Below are 16,452 nucleotides of genomic sequence, written 5' to 3'. Positions count from 1 at the left end.
ATGAATCTCACAGACCCTCCCGGTTACGCTTATGGTCTACTCTTATGTTTACAGTGCTTCTTTTTGATTCTTCTTCTTTCCGCGTTGATAAGATCTCCTGAGGATTCATTCCCGAGCTCCCCTCATCCAGGTTCATCCCCATCAAGTCTTTCCACCCGACTGCCGAAAAGATAGATGAGCCCCTGCGCCCGGATGCTTCCGATATCCGGCGTGGAAGGGTGCCCTTGGGGGAGAGGCCGGGGAGCCTCTCAATCATTCCTGAATTAGAAGATCACCGGGGGACGGCTCTCTCTTTTGACGCCAGCCAATAGAGCGACCGAGCCCGAGGAGGTCCCTGTGTCCATTCCTGCCTGGAAATCCTCTTATGGTTTCATCGTTATGATGGCGATATTGGCCATCGGATTCTTCATCGGTTGCGAGGATGATTCAAATCCGGAATCTCCCGCGGAATCATCCGTCCGTATCAGCGGAGCTGAGGCGATTCCCGCGCTTGTCGCGCCGGGTGATACAACATTGATTAGAGCCCGGGTTGTTGACCGGACAACCGGTGCGCCGGTTTCTGGAGTTCTGGTGAAATTCGGCGAGATCGCCGGCAAGGATTGGGGCAATTTCCAAAAGACCAGCACTGAAACCGATACCACCGGTTGGGCGGCATCCGACTATATTCCCATCCGGATTGACAGCGGCCAGGTCGGCTTGAGAGTGCAAGCCAACGATGAGGTCGCCTATGTCACGTTGCAGGTCAAGGCCGGCGCCTCCACCGACCCCAGCGCCATGACCGTCGCTTTGGCCGCTTCCGAGACCTCCATCCCGGCCGATGGTCTGTCGACACTGAATTTGACCATCACCGTCAAGCAGGCCGGTGCGGCTGTCGTGGGGCAGTCCGTCCACCTGACGGCCGGGGAGTTGTTCACCGATGTCGATTTAGACGGTGTTTGGAGCGACGGCGATATTTTATTGCAGGATCAGAATCGCAATAATGTTTGGGATGCTATCGGCACCGTCACCGATTCGGTCGTGACCGGCGGCCAAGGGATCGCTATCGCGACCTATACGGCCGGGGAGATCATAGGACCGGTCTATATCAAAGCAAGCAGCGAAGGCGTCTCGAGAGACCTTGAGATCCGCCTGCATGCTACTGGAACGGTGATGGATCTCGCCATGACCCCTAATGAATTACCGGCTGATGGGAATGCCGATGCTTATGTCGTGGCCACGGTGACCGACCCCCAGGGCGCCGCGGTGAGCGGCAAATTGGTTCGTTTTGAAGTCGGTGAACCCTTCGTTGATATTGATGGGGATGGGTATTTCACACCTGGCATCGATACCTACCAGGATCTCAACGAGAACGGGCAATGGGATTCGGCGGGCCAGGTTCAGACCTCGGCCAATACCTTAAACGACGGCAAAGCCGCTGTCACCTTTGTTGCCGGCTATGAGCCGGGGAGTTATACACTCGTCGCTTCAACACGTGATTCCCGGGCGGAAACCAGCCTCTATCTGCTGGATCTCCCGCCGGTCGCCCGCGCCGAACTCGAAGATCTTTCGTGGAAGAAGTACTTTGCGAACGGTGTGGACCGGGACACGCTTGGTATCAACGTCTGGGACGCCAGCGGGCAGCCGCTGCCCGGCCAAAAGATAAAGCTCGTTATGGGGGAGAAATTCACGGATAACGACGACGATGGCAGGTTCACTCCAGGGATCGATGAGATCACCGATGAGGTTATCTCAAACGGGAATTGGGATGAACTAGGCGCCATCTCTCCGCAAGTCATCACTAATATGGCCGGCCGGTCCGAGCTAACCATCCAAACACCGGAAGTTGCGGGGACCATCTGGATCAAAGCCAGTGCGGGTCTTTGGAGCCAGGATTTCCCGGTCGAGATCCTGCCCATTCCAGCCGTCGGCCAGCTCTTCATTCAAGTCCTTCAAGATGAAATTTCTCTCAGGGATTCCGGCGGAATGGATCAGACCGCTGTTTGGGTTAGTCTTTATAGCGTTGAAGGCGGGCCCATGCCCGCCGGCGCGCTGGTCTCCTTCCGGATCCTTTCAGGACCGGGAACTCTGGATGGCGGCGCCGCCGGCGATGTCTCGGAACTCACCCTGAAGACCAACTCCTACGGACAGGCGGACGTCCTTGTGCGCGCCGGTACGGTGCAGGGCACCATTACACTCGAGGTTTCTTCCGGCGCCGCGAATCAACAGGTCGAAATCGGCGTCTTTGTCGGCCCGCCCGCAAAGATTCATGCGGCGCCCCGTGAGACGGTTCTGGGATCTTGGGAATCCACCACCATTGAGGCGGTGGTGCTGGACGCCTATAACAATCCGGTGCTGGATGGAACGCTTGTACATTTCTCTGTCGATGAAGGATCCGTTGTTGGAGCCGACGGCTCACCGACCCATCGGACACTCATGGGATCGGCCTATGCCCTCTATTACAGCTTGTCGCCGCAGGCCGGCGGTGATGGGTGGGCCGAGGTTATCGTCTCCGCCCGCGACGGCGCGGTCGTTGAGACGACCTATGTCGCCATTCCGGAAGCCGATCTGGTCATTCAATCGCTAGAAATGGCCTCCGGCCGTCCGGAGATCGGCGTTCAAGGCGCCGGTGAGTACGAGCAGACGACGATTATGGCGACCGCCTATGGTCTGGACGGAAACCCCGTCGGGCAGGGGCACCCCATTACCTTTGAAATCATCTCGGGTCCCAATGGCGGGGAAGCTCTCGAGGACGAGGTTGCGGATGAGGTGATGGCCCTCACCGATCCGCAGGGACAGGCGCTTGTACAACTCTATAGCGGAACGAAGTCCGGTACGGTGAAGATCGGGGCTTCCACCGAAGACGGCGTTACAAAAGATATTATTGTGGGTATCGCCGCGGGGCCGCCGCTCGAGATGGGTTGTCCACTATATATCGAGTCCCAGTGTTATGCCGAGGGGGGTGCCAATGGAGTTGCGGTTGCGGTTTCTCTCTATGATCTTCATCACAATCCGGTTCGCAACGGTACCGTGATTCACTTTGAGGCCAATGCCGGGATGGTTGTCGGGGATCAGGGATTGGGATCCAGCACAACTTTTGATGGCTGGGCCTATGCTACCTATTTCGCACCGACATGCGATGACGGCGTCTCTCATTTTATACGATGTGAAACTCACGGGGGCGAGGTCAGCTGTCAATTCGATGTTAGGCTCCCCGATTGCTTCGCTTGTCCATCTGATTCCGCACTGATTGCCCGAATCGAACTGAATTCCGATCCCGGTGAGATCAGGGTTCAGTCGACCGGCGGGAATGAGCAAACTTTTATTACCGCCATCGGCTACGACGCGATGTATCGTCGCGTCGGGGCGGGCGAGGACCTCACCTTCCGCATCCTTCTCGGTCCGGGTGGGGGAGAGTCTCTCAATGGTCTTGATGCCGATTCTGTTGTGGTAGAGACCAACGGCAACGGCGAGGCGCAGGTCGTGCTGGGCAGCGGCACCATCTCCGGTTCCGTTCTCATCGGTGTGAGCGCGGAAAATGGCGCCAGCGAGATGACCATGGTGGCGATCGCCGCCGGTCCGCCGCATTACCTCTCGATCGGCGTCAGCCCCTGCAATATCCGCGGCTGGGATCGCGTCGCGGAAGAGGCCGACATCACCGTCGTTGTCTCCGACATATACCATAATCCGGTTCCCGATCACACACGCGTCTATTTTACAAGCGATGAGGGTATTGTGAGGGGCGCCGTGAGCGGTGAAATGGGCAGCGGTGAAACATTAAACGGCGTCTGTGGGGCGAATTTCCTCAGCGGCGAACCGCGGAATGATGGGATCGTTACCGTTACCGCAACGACGATCGGCGGCACGGTGGAAGGCCAGGTCTCCTTTATCACCAGCGGCCCTCCCACATCGGTGACCTTTGTCAGTCCTTGGCCGCCGGTCAATCTAATCGCCGACGGCGAGAGCGAGATCGATCTTATGGTCGAGGTGCTGGACATTAACGATAACTTTGTTCTCGGCGGAACATCGGTTGAGTTCCGCACCGATATTGGAACCGTCGGGGGAACGGGAACAACGGCTGATGGATGCGGCGGGTCGATCGCCACCGATACGTATAAGAGCGAGGTTTTGGATGGGGATTATTCCTATTCGATTCCCGACAATGGGATCGGCGCGATCGCGACGGTGACGGCCAAGGCCGGACTTGGAGGATGGGCCGCCGCCTATCTCAATATCAATTTGCTGACATCCTCCGCGAATAAGGACGCCAGCAACCTCGATATCGACACCGATGTCGCGGCCGGATCAATGAACTCTTTCAGCGTGAAGATCCGGGATCGTTTCGGCAATCCCCTGGGTGGACATTCCTTGGCCTTCACCGCCACCGACGGCACCGTCACTCCGGGAACGGCCGTGACGGATATGTGGGGTGAGGCGAGCGGTCTCTTCACCGCGCCGAATGACTCCACCAGTGTCACCCTGCAGGTGCAGGACAATGATCCCAACTACGGCGGGATCGTCTTCACCGAGGGCATCACGGTTCAGTAGACCGCCCAGACTGTGGGCGTCGCGGACCCGCCGGCCCAAAGGCCGGCGGGTCTTTCTATTTTTTGTGATCAGATCCGAGCCGGAAACAAAGTCGAATTTCAATCCCGGGCAAAAATCGGGCATCTCCTTTATTCACCCCTCATTGACCCGCTGAGTGCCCTCTGGTAGGTTCACGAGTGACAATTCGTTACGGAGTGACCACAGGGAGATGGATCCATGGAAGAAGCCTTGGGAATGATTGAAACGCGGGGGTTTGTCGGCATGGTTGAGGCCGCGGACGCCATGTTGAAGGCCGCTCGGGTGACCTTGGTGGGATACGAGAAGATCGGAGGCGGTTATTGTACCGCCATCGTTCGCGGGGATGTCGCTGCCGTGCGCGCCGCCACGGAAGCCGGCGGAAACGCCGCCAGCAAGGTGGGTGAGGTTATCAGCATCCATGTTATCCCCAGACCCCATCCCGGCGTCGACGAGAATCTCCCGGTTGTGCCGCCGCATCCGGCGGGCGCCTAATTTTACCGGGCCCATTGATTCATAGGGCCCATGGGGAGGCGCCATCGTGCTACTGGGAGCCGTTGTGGGGACGGTCGTCTCCACACGAAAGGATGAAGCCCTGACCGGCATGAAATTCCTCGCCGTCGAGGAATTGGACCGGTCGCTGAAACCAACCGGCCGCCAGGTTGTCGCCGTCGATGCCGTCGGCGCCGGTCCCGGGGAGCTGGTGCTTTATGCCTCGGGAAGTTCCGCCCGCCTGACCAAGCTCACACACGAACGCGCCGTCGATTGCGTGATTATGGCTATCGTGGATCGAATCGATACCCTTGAGGAGTCGGTTTATGTAAAGCACTCGGCTTCTCAGGAGGATTAATCCGCCATGTCTCCAAACAATCCCCAAGAAGTCCAATCGCTCGTCGCAGAGGTTTTACAAAGGCTTCAGGGTCACGGTGTCCACCTGCCGGGTTCCCCGCAGCCGTTGCCGGCAGGAATGCCGGCAGGGCGGTTTCTTGGTCTTTGGCCGGATGTCGGAACAGCGGTCGAAAATGCGTGGGAGGCGCACCGCCATCTCATGGAACTCTCGCTTGAGGAGAGAGCGCGGATTCTCGAAGGGATGCGGCGCTGTGTGCGCCAGAATGTAAATGAACTTGCCCGGCTCGCGGTTGAAGAGACGGGCCTCGGCCGAGTCGACGATAAAATAAAAAAGAATCTGCTGGTGGCGGATAAAACCCCCGGGCTCGAAGCGCTTCTTCCCAAGGCGACGACAGGGGACCGAGGTTTAACATTGGAGGAAATGGCTCCATGGGGGGTTATCGGATCGGTTACACCCTGCACCAATCCCTCTGAAACGATTATCTGCAACGGGATCGGAATGGTCGCCGGAGGCAATGCCGTTGTCTTTGCCCCTCATCCGGCCGCAAAAAGGACCAGTTTCACGGCGATCGATATTCTTAACAGGGCTTCATACGAACTCGGCGGTCCCCAGCATTTGTTCAACTCCTTTGAAGAGCCGACGATTGAAAAGGCGCAGGCATTGATGCGGCATCCCCGGGTCCCCCTTCTGGTGGTCACCGGGGGGCCGGCGGTCGTCCGCGAAGCGATGAGCACGGGCAAGCGTGTCATCGCCGCCGGACCGGGAAACCCTCCGGCGGTTGTCGATGAAACGGCTGATTTGGAGAAGGCCGCCCGCAATATCCTTCTTGGAGCTTCCCTGGACAATAACATTATTTGCGTCGATGAAAAGGAAGCCATCATTGTCGGATCGGTCATGGACCGGTTCAAGCAACTTCTTGAGAACGAAGGGGCCTATGAACTTCACGGGCACCAGATCCGCCGGCTGGAAGAGATCGTTCTCGAATCGGCCGTTCAGGGTCCCGATCCCTCGACCGTGAAAAAAGAATGGGTGGGGAAGAATGCTGAATGCTATCTCGAAGCACTCGGTGTCACCTCTTCACGCCCCGTCCGATTGATCACGGCCGAGGTCGATTATAACCATCCCTGGGTTTGGACCGAATTGCTGATGCCGGTTTTTCCGCTGGTCCGGGTTCGCGACATCCATGCCGCGATGGATCTCGCCGTGGAGGCGGAGAGGGGGCACCATCATACGGCGACCATCCATTCCCGCAATATTGAATCCCTCTCAACCTTGGCCCGGCGGATCAACACTTCGATTTTTGTTAAAAATGGACCGGCCTGCGCCGGCCTGGGTTTTGGCGGGGAGGGGTACACCAGCTTTACCATTGCAGGACCGACCGGCGAAGGCTTGACGACGGCGCGCCATTTCTGCCGCTACCGTCGTTGCACTATGGTTGATTCTTTTCGGATTGTATAAGGAACGCCAGGTATGGTACGGGAAGCGTTGGCGGCCATCGATATCGAATCGATCGCGGAGGGTTTCCGCGTCGCTGATACGATGGTCAAAGATGCCAGGTGTGATCTCCTGACGTGCAGTCCCGTTACACCCGGGCGGTTCCTCATCGTCGTGGCCGGTCCGGTGGGAGAGGTCGAATCGGCCTATAAACGGGCTCTGCGTGAAGCCCGCGGCGTTAACGATGAGATCTTTCTTCCGGTCGTCCATCCTGCCCTCATCGAGGCCCTCGCACTGCCGGACATACCGGAGGATCTCGATGCCCTCGGTCTCTTTGAGACACAATCCCTCTCCTCCTGCCTGGCCGCGGCCGACACGGCGGTGAAGGGGTCCACCATCCGCCTGCTGCACGTCTATCTTTCCCGGGGGATCCAGGGGAAGGGTTTCATCCTCGCTGAGGGAAGTCAGGATATGGTCGAAGCGGCCTGCACTTTGGCACGCCGGAGGGCGGGTGAGAAGTGGGTCAACGGGGTTGTGATCCCAAGGCCTCATATTGATTTTATGAAACGCCTCCGGGAACGGCCCTGGGGTTGGCTTGCCGGACAGGAAATACTCTAGGAGATACTCTTCTAACAGGTTAGGGTCGGAACCATGCAACTCGCCACCGTGCTCGGCACCGTCGTCTGCACTCAAAAGATCGAAAGCCTGACCGGTGTGCGGATGCTCTGGATCCAGCCGGTGGGGGATGACGGCCTGGCGAAGGGTGACCCACTTGTTGCGGCCGATACGACCCGCGCGGGCCCAGGGACACAGGTCTTTTATGTCCAATCCCGCGAAGCGGCTCAGTCGTTGGAGGAGCCGTTCAGCCCCGTCGATGCCGCCATTGTGGGGCATGTTCATCGTCTGAATCTTCCAAGATCCTAGATTTTAAGGGTTTCCACTGGTAAAAAGGTCGCAAAGTTGGCTTGACAGAGGGCGCCGGTCCGACTAACTTCCCATAGTGAGTCATGTTACCCGCCGGTGAACAGAACGGAGGGTTCTCATGAACATGTCGGATATCATTGCTGAGATAAGTGTTTATCGTGGCGTTCCCAAAACCCGGACGAGTCGAATTCTCCGGGAAATGCTGGGAACGATGGAGAGGGCTCTTTCGGAGGGTGAAGAAATCGAGCTCCGCCGGTTCGGGTCGTTCCGCATCCGTGAACGGAAGCGGGCGCAATGCAAGAATCCCAGGACCGGTAAGGAGTTTACGATCCCCGCCAAGATCCTTCCCGTCTTTCGCCCATCCCAGCGCCTAAGGGAACGGGTGGGTGAGGACGTTTCGAGAGAGGCCTACAGAGGGAGGTCAGACCTGAATGGGTTCGGGAAAGAAACGTAAGAGAAAGAAGATAGCGACACACAAGCGGAAGAAAAGACTTCGCAAGAATCGTCATAAAAAGAAGAAGGTCTGATGCTTGATTCCTAAAGTTTGATCCGGGGGGCTGGGAATTCCACCCGCCCCCCTTTTGTCGTGCCTATAAATTTATGGATCCAGCAAGGAACGACCCGAGAGGTCCCACCCGTGTCGGAGTTTTCCGAGGAACCCGGCATGAGTTTGCCTTCTTTCGCCCGGAGGGAGGCGGTGGCGACATCTATATCGCCGGGGAGAATGCCAATGGCGCCCTCCATGGGGATCGCGTTGAGGCGGTTCTTTTCCACCGGCACCCCAGAGACTTCCGAATGGAAGCCGCCGTTCTTCGCATTATTGAGCGATCGGTACGGCCCTATACGGGGAATATCGTCCGGTATGACCGGCAGTTCTATGTCGTCCCCGATGAGTCTCTTCTGGCGGATCGGATTCCAATACGAGCTGGAATCGATGTTGCCTCCGGAAGTAAGATTATTTTTCATCTGGAAACGTCACAAGGGCCGGATACCACCCCCCTGGCCGTTGTCGATGAGATCATCGGTGATGAGTCGGAACCCAACCTCGATCATCTTGTCGTCGCCACTCAGTTTCAGATAAGCACCTCTTTCCCCTCTGATGTGGAAGATGCGGCCCGCGAGGCCGCGCAGGGGGGGGATGGAGATCGTGAAGATCTTCGCTCGCTATTGACCGTGACGATTGACCCCACTGACGCGAAGGACTTTGACGATGCCATCTCTCTAAAATCGACGGATGGCGGCCCTTGGGAACTGTCGGTGCATATCGCCGATGTGGCGGAGGCGGTAAAAGAAGGGTCTTGTCTGGATCTGGAGGCCCGCCGGCGGGGCACCAGCACCTATTTTCCCGGGGAAGTTTTCCCCATGCTCCCGGAAATCCTCTCTGCGGGCCATTTGAGCCTTCAACCCGGCATGGATCGCCGGGCCGTTACGGTTCATATGACGATCAACGCTGTGGGGGAGGTTACCTCCTCCCGTCTGACGGAGAGCCTGATCAACAGCGACGCCCGGCTCGATTACGGGCAGGTGCTCAGGGTATTGAACAAAGCGGAGACCCTCGGGGAGCCTCTGGATGCTCTTTTGTACAAGATGTTCGTACTCAGCAGGCTGGTCCGCAAGAACCGCTTCAGCGGCGGCGGGTATGATCTGTGCATTCCCGAGGCGGAGTTGACATTGGATGGCGATGGCATACCGGTTGAGCTGACTCGCTCGGTATCTGATATAAGCCATCAGATCATCGAAGAATTCATGATCCTGGCCAATAGAGAGGCCTGCGCCTTTGTCGTGTCAAAAGGGTTGCCCTACCTCTTCCGTGTTCACGATCAACCCGACCCGGCGTCTATGGAGCAATTTATCGACGCGGTCATTGTACTGAAGCCGTCGGTGCGCCAGAGGGATTTGAACAATAGGCCGCGTCTTCGGAGATGGCTCGCGTCACTATCGCCGGACGATCCGCTTACGCGTATTATACATTATCATTTTCTCCGGAGTCTGAAGAAAGCCGAGTATGCTCCGATCGATTTGGGCCATTTCGGTTTGGGTCTGCATGGCTACGGCCATTTTACCTCGCCGATCCGCCGTTATCCCGATCTCTGGAACCATCGTCTCGCGAAGCGGGCTCTGCGCCGCGAGGGCCCTCTGCCGGAGGCTTCCAAGGAGCTGGCCGCAGAGGTTGCGGCCGGTTCAACAGAGAAGGAGAAGAACTCGGAAGCGGCGGAACGCGAGATCATCCGGATCAAAATCCTTCGATGGGCCGAAAGGCATTTGGGGGAGGTTTGGGCCGGTTATGTTATCGAGTGTACGCCGAAGGGGTTCCACGTTGAGCTGGAAGAGGTTCCGGTTGAAGGTTTTGTCCCGGCCGACGGAATCCCCTTTCCCGCCAAATTCCAGGAGGGTCGTTTTCAGCGGCTGAAGGGTCGTAAAGGCAGTGATATCCAGCCCGGGGACCGGGTGGAGGTCCAGCTGGTCCGCGTCGATCTACGCCGGCGCTGGCTCGATCTGGCCCTGAAAACGGGATCCCAGCCCTCACCTTCCAAATCCCGACGGACCCGGCGATCCAAGGGCGGCTCCCGCCGGCCGACTCCCAGGAAAAATGCTCGAAAAGACCGCCGCAGGAGGCGCTAAGATCCCTCTTCTCTGGGCCGATAATCCCTATGAGAGCATGCATTGGTAGGAATCCAACGGCTGGGAGGACCCATGGCTTATTCACAGGGTAAGGATCGGCGGCGTTACAAGCGAGTACCTGTGCGGATGGTTCTGGAAATGGAGGTGGGGGAGGAGAAACATCGAACCCGCCTGGAGACACTCAATATGAGCGCTGGGGGATTCTCTTGCCGCATGGATCGACCCATCGAAGCATTGACACTCCTGCGTTTGGGATTGATTTTCCCGGCCTTTGCCGGACGGGAAGAGGCCCACGAGATTGACTGCACCGCTGTGATTGTCCGTTGTGATATTTGGAGCCAGGAGCCGGATGCTGGTTATGAGATCGCCGCGGCCTTTACATGGATCACACCGCAGAATCGCCAGCTCCTTTCCGATTATCTTGAGTGGTATGAGACCGTCTATCTGATGGGGAAGGATTCCAACGAAAACCGCCAGGCGGTGTGAGAACCAGCGGTGTGAGACTTAGACGTCCGCCGCCGGGGCCATTTTGCAGATCCATCGACTCCATCATCCAAACACCTCTGCGGGGCCGTGAACGGCCCCGTTTTTTTATCCCTCAAGCGTCCATCATGCCGCCCCATGGATCGAAAAGGTCCGGGGTGGCGAAGATGGGAACGGGAAAAGGCTCGTGGTGTTAGAAAGATCATAGCCGGATCAATTGGGGTGTTGACCCCCGATGAGAACCCCGACTAGGCTGATAGAAAGTCCTTTACGGCCTTTGGGATACTAAAGGGTGGTACCTATCATGATGAAGAGCCTCCTGATCCTTCTCGTTCTCTTCACATTCCTGGCTGGCCCCGTCTCGGCGGACAAATATGCCGCCGAATTCCTCAAGATCGGCGCTGGAGCCAGGGCTCTGGGAATGGGGGGGGGATTCACAGCTCTGGCTGATGACGCTTCGGCCGCCTATTGGAATCCCGCCGGGCTGGTTTTCCTCGATAACTCCGAACTCCTCCTCATGCATGCCGAGTTTCTCGGAGCGCTCGCCAACTACGATTACGGCGGTTTTGCGCAACCCATGGAGCAAGGGGTCAAGCGAAGCGCTTTGGGTGTCTCGGTCGCCCGTTTTGCTGTTGATGATATTCAGATAACCCGCGACGCCTATGATGATGCCAATGGGAACGGCCGCTATGATGAGGGCGAGGAGATCCGCCCGGATCTTTTCTACCGGGACAGCGACACCGAGTATGCTCTCTTCATGACCTATGCGACGACCTTCCGGCCGTCGCTTCTCATCGGTGGGAATGTTAAACTAATCCGCCAGGATCTTGTCGGAACCAAAAGCTTCGGAATCGGGTGCGATCTTGGGCTCCTCTACATCGCCACACCGTCCTTGAGACTGGGGGCCCGCCTGGCCGACATCACCACAACGCAGATTTCATGGGATACAGGCCGCAAAGAGGTTGTTTCGCCCTCAGTGACACTGGGCATGGCCTATTCGAGGGAGATCGGCATGCTGAACGGCGTGATCACCGGGGCGCTCGATCTCGCAACGACTTTTGAAAATCGGCGGGAGGAGAGCCAGTTTTCAGCCCAGTCGATGGGCTTCGATCTGCTGGGGGGGGTCGAGTATTGGTACCGCAAGACCATCGCCGTGCGGACGGGGCTCAATGCCGGCACCTTCACGGCTGGTGGTGGGATCCGGTACAGGGGCTTTGGCGCCGACTATGCCTTTATCCCCAACAAGGACTTGGACGATACCCATAGAATCTCCGGCTCCGTCAGTTTCTAACGGCATCTTCTGGCAGCATCTTTCGGCGTCGTCTTCCCTCTCGATTGGCAAAATCCTGGTCAGACCAGCGGCCGGCCGGCCAGAATCTTTATAGTCCGAACACCCTTTCCAATCCCCATCGACTCGACCCTTCGAATCTCGCTGCCCATTGGTTGCATAAAATATTGTTTAGCAACATTTTACGAAATATAACTTCCATGCGATCCCATGGTCTCTCTTGGCACGAGGGTTGCGATAAGTCACCACGAAGAGGTGGAGGAACATCTTTCCGTGGCGTGGCCGGGAGAGGCCGACGCTCCAATAAAAGGTTCAATCTCTTTGGCGCTGGGAGGTTCAGATGGAAGACAGGGATTACCAGATTACGGCACGAGTCCGCCGGGTTCTTTCAAGACGCTCCATTGACCCGGGTCCTTTGGAATTCGGCTCCGTTGACGGCGTGGTGTATCTCAGGGGAGTCGTCCATCGCCTGCCCGGCTCGCCGGCTCCGGTCAGCAAGCAGAAGCATTTGGGGTCCTTTCTCGAGCGTTTGGAAGAGGATCTCCGAAGGATAGAGGGTGTTCACAGTGTGGCCATGGAATTCCAGGGATATGAAAAGGTGGGTACGGAATGGAAACCAGCGACAGCGTAGGCGAATCTCAGGGCACCCTGCTCCTTATCGATGTGAGGCAGGAAGCTCGCAGGGCGCTCGAACAAGAGGTCTGCGATCATGCGGATTTCCCCGATTGCCACAACCGGTTGGGATTGTTAAATCTTGTTGAGAATCAGCTCGACAAGGCGATTCAATCTTTCCAACAGGCTGTCCAGCTCAATCCTCTGTATATGGGCGCGCAGACAAATCTCCGGCTCGCGCAGCAACTTGCCGGCAAAATCGATGAGATCCAGATACCCATTTCTGCTCCGGAAGGTTCGGAGTCATGGGTCTACAATCAAATGGAAGAGGTCTGGTCTTGTCTCAAATCAAAAGAGACCGACCGGGCCCTCTCCTTGCTGGATCCTCTTCTTTCGATGGATCGCTACCGCCTGATGGGGTGGATCTATGGAGCCTTTGTCTTGATCTCGGCGGGCCGCGCTAAGGAAGCTTCAGAGAAATTTGAAAAAGCCAGGCGTGCGAGCGTTGCGACTCAGGAGGTGCTCTCCTACTGGGGATTTCAAGGAAGCGGGCAAGAGAATGAGGGGGAGGTGTTGCGAAACCTTGTGGACCAGGTTTCGTGGTTTCCCACCCTTTCCGACCTCTATGATGAGCTGGGTCTTATTTGTGCTAGAAATGGTTTGGTTGAAGAAGCGAAAGCGGAATTCTACCGCAGTTTTTTAGTGTGGCCGCTCGAATCCCATTTCCATCTTCGACTGGCCGATCTCGCCCAAGCGGCGAATAGAGAGGATGAAACCTTATCCCATCTCAGCAAGGCGATCGAAAGCGAACCAACAAATGTGAAAGGAAGGATCGCTCTCGGATTCGAATATGCTTCTCAGGGTTTTGTGGATGAGGCTATTGTGCAATTCGAAGTCGCCGCCAAACTAAGACCCGATTTTCCGGATGTCCGCTACAATCTGGGCCTGCTTTATCTGCATCAAGATCGGAGTGAGGAGGCCATTCGGCATCTTGAGAAAGCCCTGGAGATTCACAGTGATTATGTGCCGGCCCGGGCGACACTCGCCATGGCTTTAATGAAACTCAATCGCCATGATGAGGCGTTGAGACATTACGAAGCCTTGATGTCGCGGGGGGTCGATTCACCCGATATTCTGGCCTATGCGGCGCAGGCCCATATCGAGCGCAAGGAACTCGATGCGGCCTCGGATCTCTTGGAAAGAGCCTGTCGCCAATGGCCGAACTATCCACGATCCTATTACCTTCTTGGCCGGCTTTACCGCGGACGCGGGCTTCGACGAAAAGCTCAATGGGCCTGGCAGAGATTCCTCGAGGTCAGTGGCGAATGGGAGCCCCAAAATGATTCTACGGATCATGGGGAAGTCTTCGAAAACCCGTTTGAAATGGAATCCTAACCCCAAAAGGACGGTGATCAGATGAGCGCCGAAAAGAAAGAGGCACCTCTGCGCATAGAGATGGCCACGAGCGAGATCGATGGTGGATCAGGGGCTTCATGGGCTGATCCCGATCGCGTCTTGGGAGTCGTAAGCGGCAGTGAGCCCATGGAGGCTTTTGAACGCTATCTGCTTCCCGATCTCCTGGCCATGGAACCGGCCACACCCGAAGACGCGCCGACCCTTCCGGCTTCCGCCAGAGCTCTTCTTTCTGCGTTTGAATCAACTCACAGAAGGTTATACAAATCAAACCGTTCCTTGCCAAACGGCTCTCAGACAGCAGGACACCAATCGATTCAAGTCCTGGGCGCCGCGATTGATGGGCGGCAGCTTCATATCCTCAATTGCGGCAATGCTTGGGCCTATGTCATTAGGAATTCACAAGCCCATCTTTTAGAATTAGCTCAAGAGGAAGGGGAGAAAGATTCCTCGGAGGAAGCGGAGAAGGGGCTCCCTCCCGCATTGGGCCGCCATGGATCGATGCGCCTTAAAGTGCTGACCCTGGATCTTGAACCGTTTGATCAAGTGGTGCTGCTCGCCGGATGCTCTCCGGCTCCGGATCTGAGGGCTGTGACCAATGCCTTTCACAAAACTCGGGATCTAAAACGCGGCTGCGATGGATTGGTTAATCTCATGGGATTAAACGGTTCTTCGGGCGCCGCTGTCGCCTTTCGGCTTGTTCCGGTGAATACCGAGGCGGTATCACCGGCGCGTCATGAGGCCGGAGAAGAGGTCTTCGGTGAACTCAAGGCGGAAGTTGAATCGATGAGCATGGCGATCGGCCAACAGGAGGCCTTTTGGCCGCCGAAAAAGTTTCTGGCGGAAGAGGAGCGGGAGGCGATCGAAACCAAGACCGCCGCAGAGGCGGCGGCTGATAAAACACCACCCCCCGAGCCGGCCACCAATAAACCGAAGCGTGAAGCATGGCAGCCAAGTTACACACGCGGGCGATCGTGGCGGGTTCCCATCGCCATCTGGGCCGTTATCCTTCTTCTGGTTTCTTTAATCGGCATTGTCACCTTGTACAAACCAGGCTGGAAGGAGGTTCGGGACAGGATTGAGATCCTCCTAAAAACCGATGAGAAGAACCAGCAGCCGGCCGGGGAGATCTCGAATCCGCCCCTTCCGACGGCGGAACCAGAAGCTGATCTGAGAATGAAATCGGAGGACAGCTCTCAGCAGGATCTCTTGGCGGATCTCGTGCCAGAGCCGCTTCACCCAGCCGTCGACAAGATAGATAAACCCGCCAAGTCACAAGCAGTGTCAGATCCCCAAGTACCTGCTCCCATTAAACAAGCTCTCAATTCATCGCCTCCCTTGGGTTCGACTCCCATGGTATCGCCTCCGATTATCGAGCCGGCAAAGCCGCAGGCGCCTCCGGGTCCCCCAGCGGGATACGGCATTGTTCAATTTGTGCCGCGCGAAGGGGCGGTCAAGGCGAAGGTCTGGACCGAGGGGAATGAGGATCGTCGGAAGGCTCCGTGCGACCTTCAGCTGGAAGCCGGCTGGAGACGGATTTTTTATGAGGATGAGGATGTTGTTCTCTGGTCGCACCGGGTCCTGGTCCGCGAGGGTGAAACGGCGAGCGTCCATATGGAAGCGCCTCAATCGAGCGAAAAAGCCTTTCTTCGACTGGAATCCTTCCATCGGGAAATCGGGACGGGGTTCGTCCCTGAAGAGGGGGATTCAATTTTCTATGACAGTCGCTATTTGGCAAAGACTCCCTGGGAAGGAGAAGTCGACCCGGGATGGCATAGTGTCCGAATCGCTTCTCGTGAAGGGCAGGAAGCGATTGAGGTTTTTTCCGTCGCAGCGGGACAAAGCCGTTATTTTGTTCCCCGTTTGGGGCTGCAGAGACTCCCCGGCTTTCGGCACAAGGCCCCCGGGCGCATCCTTCTGCAGGGCCCCATCCTCCTCAGTGTGACGATTGAAGCGCCGGAGGGTGAATCGGTCCGCGATATGAGACTCTATCTCATTCCGGAAGGGGCGGAACCCTCTGCGGTGGCCTTGGCGCCAATAGATGCAAGCCGTGGCCTCTATGTCGCCGCCCTCGAACCCGGTGAGTTTCAAGTCGGGCAATTGGTGAGGTATTACTTCGCCTGCCGGACCCTGGGTGGAACCCCCGCCGTATCTGAAATTTTCACTCTGACGCCGGTAAACGATCTCTCAGATCTGCAACCCCAATAAACACACGGGATTCCTAAATCTTTCGGACGTGGGCGTTCTAATTTCTTGTCTTGCCGATGATTGACACTCGCCGTTCCTC

13 protein-coding genes are annotated in these 16,452 nt (G+C 57.1%); all 13 read left to right on the top strand.

Annotation, left to right across the window (positions count from 1 at the left end; all coding sequences use genetic code 11):
- Positions 1–378: 378 nt before the first annotated feature.
- The 13 genes from KJ970_05285 to KJ970_05225 all read left to right on the top strand — a co-directional run bounded on the left by KJ970_05285 (position 379) and on the right by KJ970_05225 (position 16,373).
- Positions 379–4,524 (top strand): hypothetical protein, encoded by a 4,146-nt coding sequence (locus KJ970_05285; GenBank protein MBU2690323.1) that lies wholly within the window; start codon positions 379–381, stop codon positions 4,522–4,524.
- Positions 4,525–4,740: 216 nt separating this feature from the next.
- A complete protein-coding gene (locus KJ970_05280; protein ID MBU2690322.1) occupies positions 4,741–5,034 on the top strand; it encodes a BMC domain-containing protein in 294 nt (97 codons plus the stop codon).
- A gap of 46 nt (positions 5,035–5,080) precedes the next feature.
- Entirely contained in the window at positions 5,081–5,389 is a 309-nt protein-coding gene (locus KJ970_05275; GenBank protein ID MBU2690321.1) for a EutN/CcmL family microcompartment protein, read from the top strand.
- A 6-nt stretch (positions 5,390–5,395) separates the two neighbouring features.
- The gene (locus KJ970_05270) at positions 5,396–6,847 is read left to right on the top strand and encodes an aldehyde dehydrogenase EutE (protein MBU2690320.1); all 1,452 of its coding nucleotides are present in this window, start codon (positions 5,396–5,398) and stop codon (positions 6,845–6,847) included.
- A gap of 12 nt (positions 6,848–6,859) precedes the next feature.
- Positions 6,860–7,441, top strand: a complete 582-nt coding sequence (locus KJ970_05265) for a BMC domain-containing protein (GenBank protein MBU2690319.1) — start codon at positions 6,860–6,862, stop codon at positions 7,439–7,441.
- A gap of 33 nt (positions 7,442–7,474) precedes the next feature.
- Positions 7,475–7,747, top strand: a complete 273-nt coding sequence (locus tag KJ970_05260) for a EutN/CcmL family microcompartment protein (GenBank protein MBU2690318.1) — start codon at positions 7,475–7,477, stop codon at positions 7,745–7,747.
- Positions 7,748–7,865: 118 nt separating this feature from the next.
- On the top strand, positions 7,866–8,201 hold the full coding sequence (locus tag KJ970_05255) for an HU family DNA-binding protein (GenBank protein ID MBU2690317.1): 336 nt from the start codon (positions 7,866–7,868) through the stop codon (positions 8,199–8,201).
- 146 nt (positions 8,202–8,347) lie between these two features.
- Positions 8,348–10,369 carry a VacB/RNase II family 3'-5' exoribonuclease gene (locus KJ970_05250; GenBank protein ID MBU2690316.1) on the top strand — a complete coding sequence of 674 codons (2,022 nt, stop codon included), beginning with the start codon at positions 8,348–8,350 and terminating at the stop codon, positions 10,367–10,369.
- A 72-nt stretch (positions 10,370–10,441) separates the two neighbouring features.
- On the top strand, positions 10,442–10,855 hold the full coding sequence (locus KJ970_05245; GenBank protein ID MBU2690315.1) for a PilZ domain-containing protein: 414 nt from the start codon (positions 10,442–10,444) through the stop codon (positions 10,853–10,855).
- Between the two features lie 301 nt (positions 10,856–11,156).
- Positions 11,157–12,143 (top strand): PorV/PorQ family protein, encoded by a 987-nt coding sequence (locus KJ970_05240; GenBank protein MBU2690314.1) that lies wholly within the window; start codon positions 11,157–11,159, stop codon positions 12,141–12,143.
- A gap of 337 nt (positions 12,144–12,480) precedes the next feature.
- On the top strand, positions 12,481–12,771 hold the full coding sequence (locus KJ970_05235) for a hypothetical protein (GenBank protein ID MBU2690313.1): 291 nt from the start codon (positions 12,481–12,483) through the stop codon (positions 12,769–12,771).
- Complete coding sequence (locus tag KJ970_05230) at positions 12,750–14,147, top strand: tetratricopeptide repeat protein (GenBank protein MBU2690312.1); 1,398 nt, start codon at positions 12,750–12,752, stop codon at positions 14,145–14,147. Before KJ970_05235 ends, KJ970_05230 begins: the two co-directional genes overlap by 22 nt.
- 21 nt (positions 14,148–14,168) lie before the next feature.
- Positions 14,169–16,373, top strand: coding sequence for a hypothetical protein (locus KJ970_05225; GenBank protein MBU2690311.1), 2,205 nt, complete (start codon positions 14,169–14,171; stop codon positions 16,371–16,373).
- Positions 16,374–16,452 lie beyond the last annotated feature (79 nt).

The sequence above is a fragment of the Candidatus Eisenbacteria bacterium genome (assembly GCA_018831195.1).
Lineage (GTDB): Bacteria > Eisenbacteria > RBG-16-71-46 > CAIMUX01 > JAHJDP01 > JAHJDP01.
The sequence above is the reverse complement of the archived record's forward strand: the minus strand, read 5'-3'. Positions and strand labels throughout refer to the sequence as shown.

Coding starts and splice junctions, on each gene's coding strand:
- KJ970_05285 (MBU2690323.1), top strand. CDS start 379: ATGATGGCGATATTGGCCATCGGATTCTTCATCGGTTGCGAGGATGAT.
- KJ970_05280 (MBU2690322.1), top strand. CDS start 4,741: ATGGAAGAAGCCTTGGGAATGATTGAAACGCGGGGGTTTGTCGGCATG.
- KJ970_05270 (MBU2690320.1), top strand. CDS start 5,396: ATGTCTCCAAACAATCCCCAAGAAGTCCAATCGCTCGTCGCAGAGGTT.
- KJ970_05265 (MBU2690319.1), top strand. CDS start 6,860: ATGGTACGGGAAGCGTTGGCGGCCATCGATATCGAATCGATCGCGGAG.
- KJ970_05260 (MBU2690318.1), top strand. CDS start 7,475: ATGCAACTCGCCACCGTGCTCGGCACCGTCGTCTGCACTCAAAAGATC.
- KJ970_05255 (MBU2690317.1), top strand. CDS start 7,866: ATGAACATGTCGGATATCATTGCTGAGATAAGTGTTTATCGTGGCGTT.
- KJ970_05250 (MBU2690316.1), top strand. CDS start 8,348: ATGGATCCAGCAAGGAACGACCCGAGAGGTCCCACCCGTGTCGGAGTT.
- KJ970_05245 (MBU2690315.1), top strand. CDS start 10,442: ATGGCTTATTCACAGGGTAAGGATCGGCGGCGTTACAAGCGAGTACCT.
- KJ970_05240 (MBU2690314.1), top strand. CDS start 11,157: ATGATGAAGAGCCTCCTGATCCTTCTCGTTCTCTTCACATTCCTGGCT.
- KJ970_05235 (MBU2690313.1), top strand. CDS start 12,481: ATGGAAGACAGGGATTACCAGATTACGGCACGAGTCCGCCGGGTTCTT.
- KJ970_05230 (MBU2690312.1), top strand. CDS start 12,750: ATGGAAACCAGCGACAGCGTAGGCGAATCTCAGGGCACCCTGCTCCTT.
- KJ970_05225 (MBU2690311.1), top strand. CDS start 14,169: ATGAGCGCCGAAAAGAAAGAGGCACCTCTGCGCATAGAGATGGCCACG.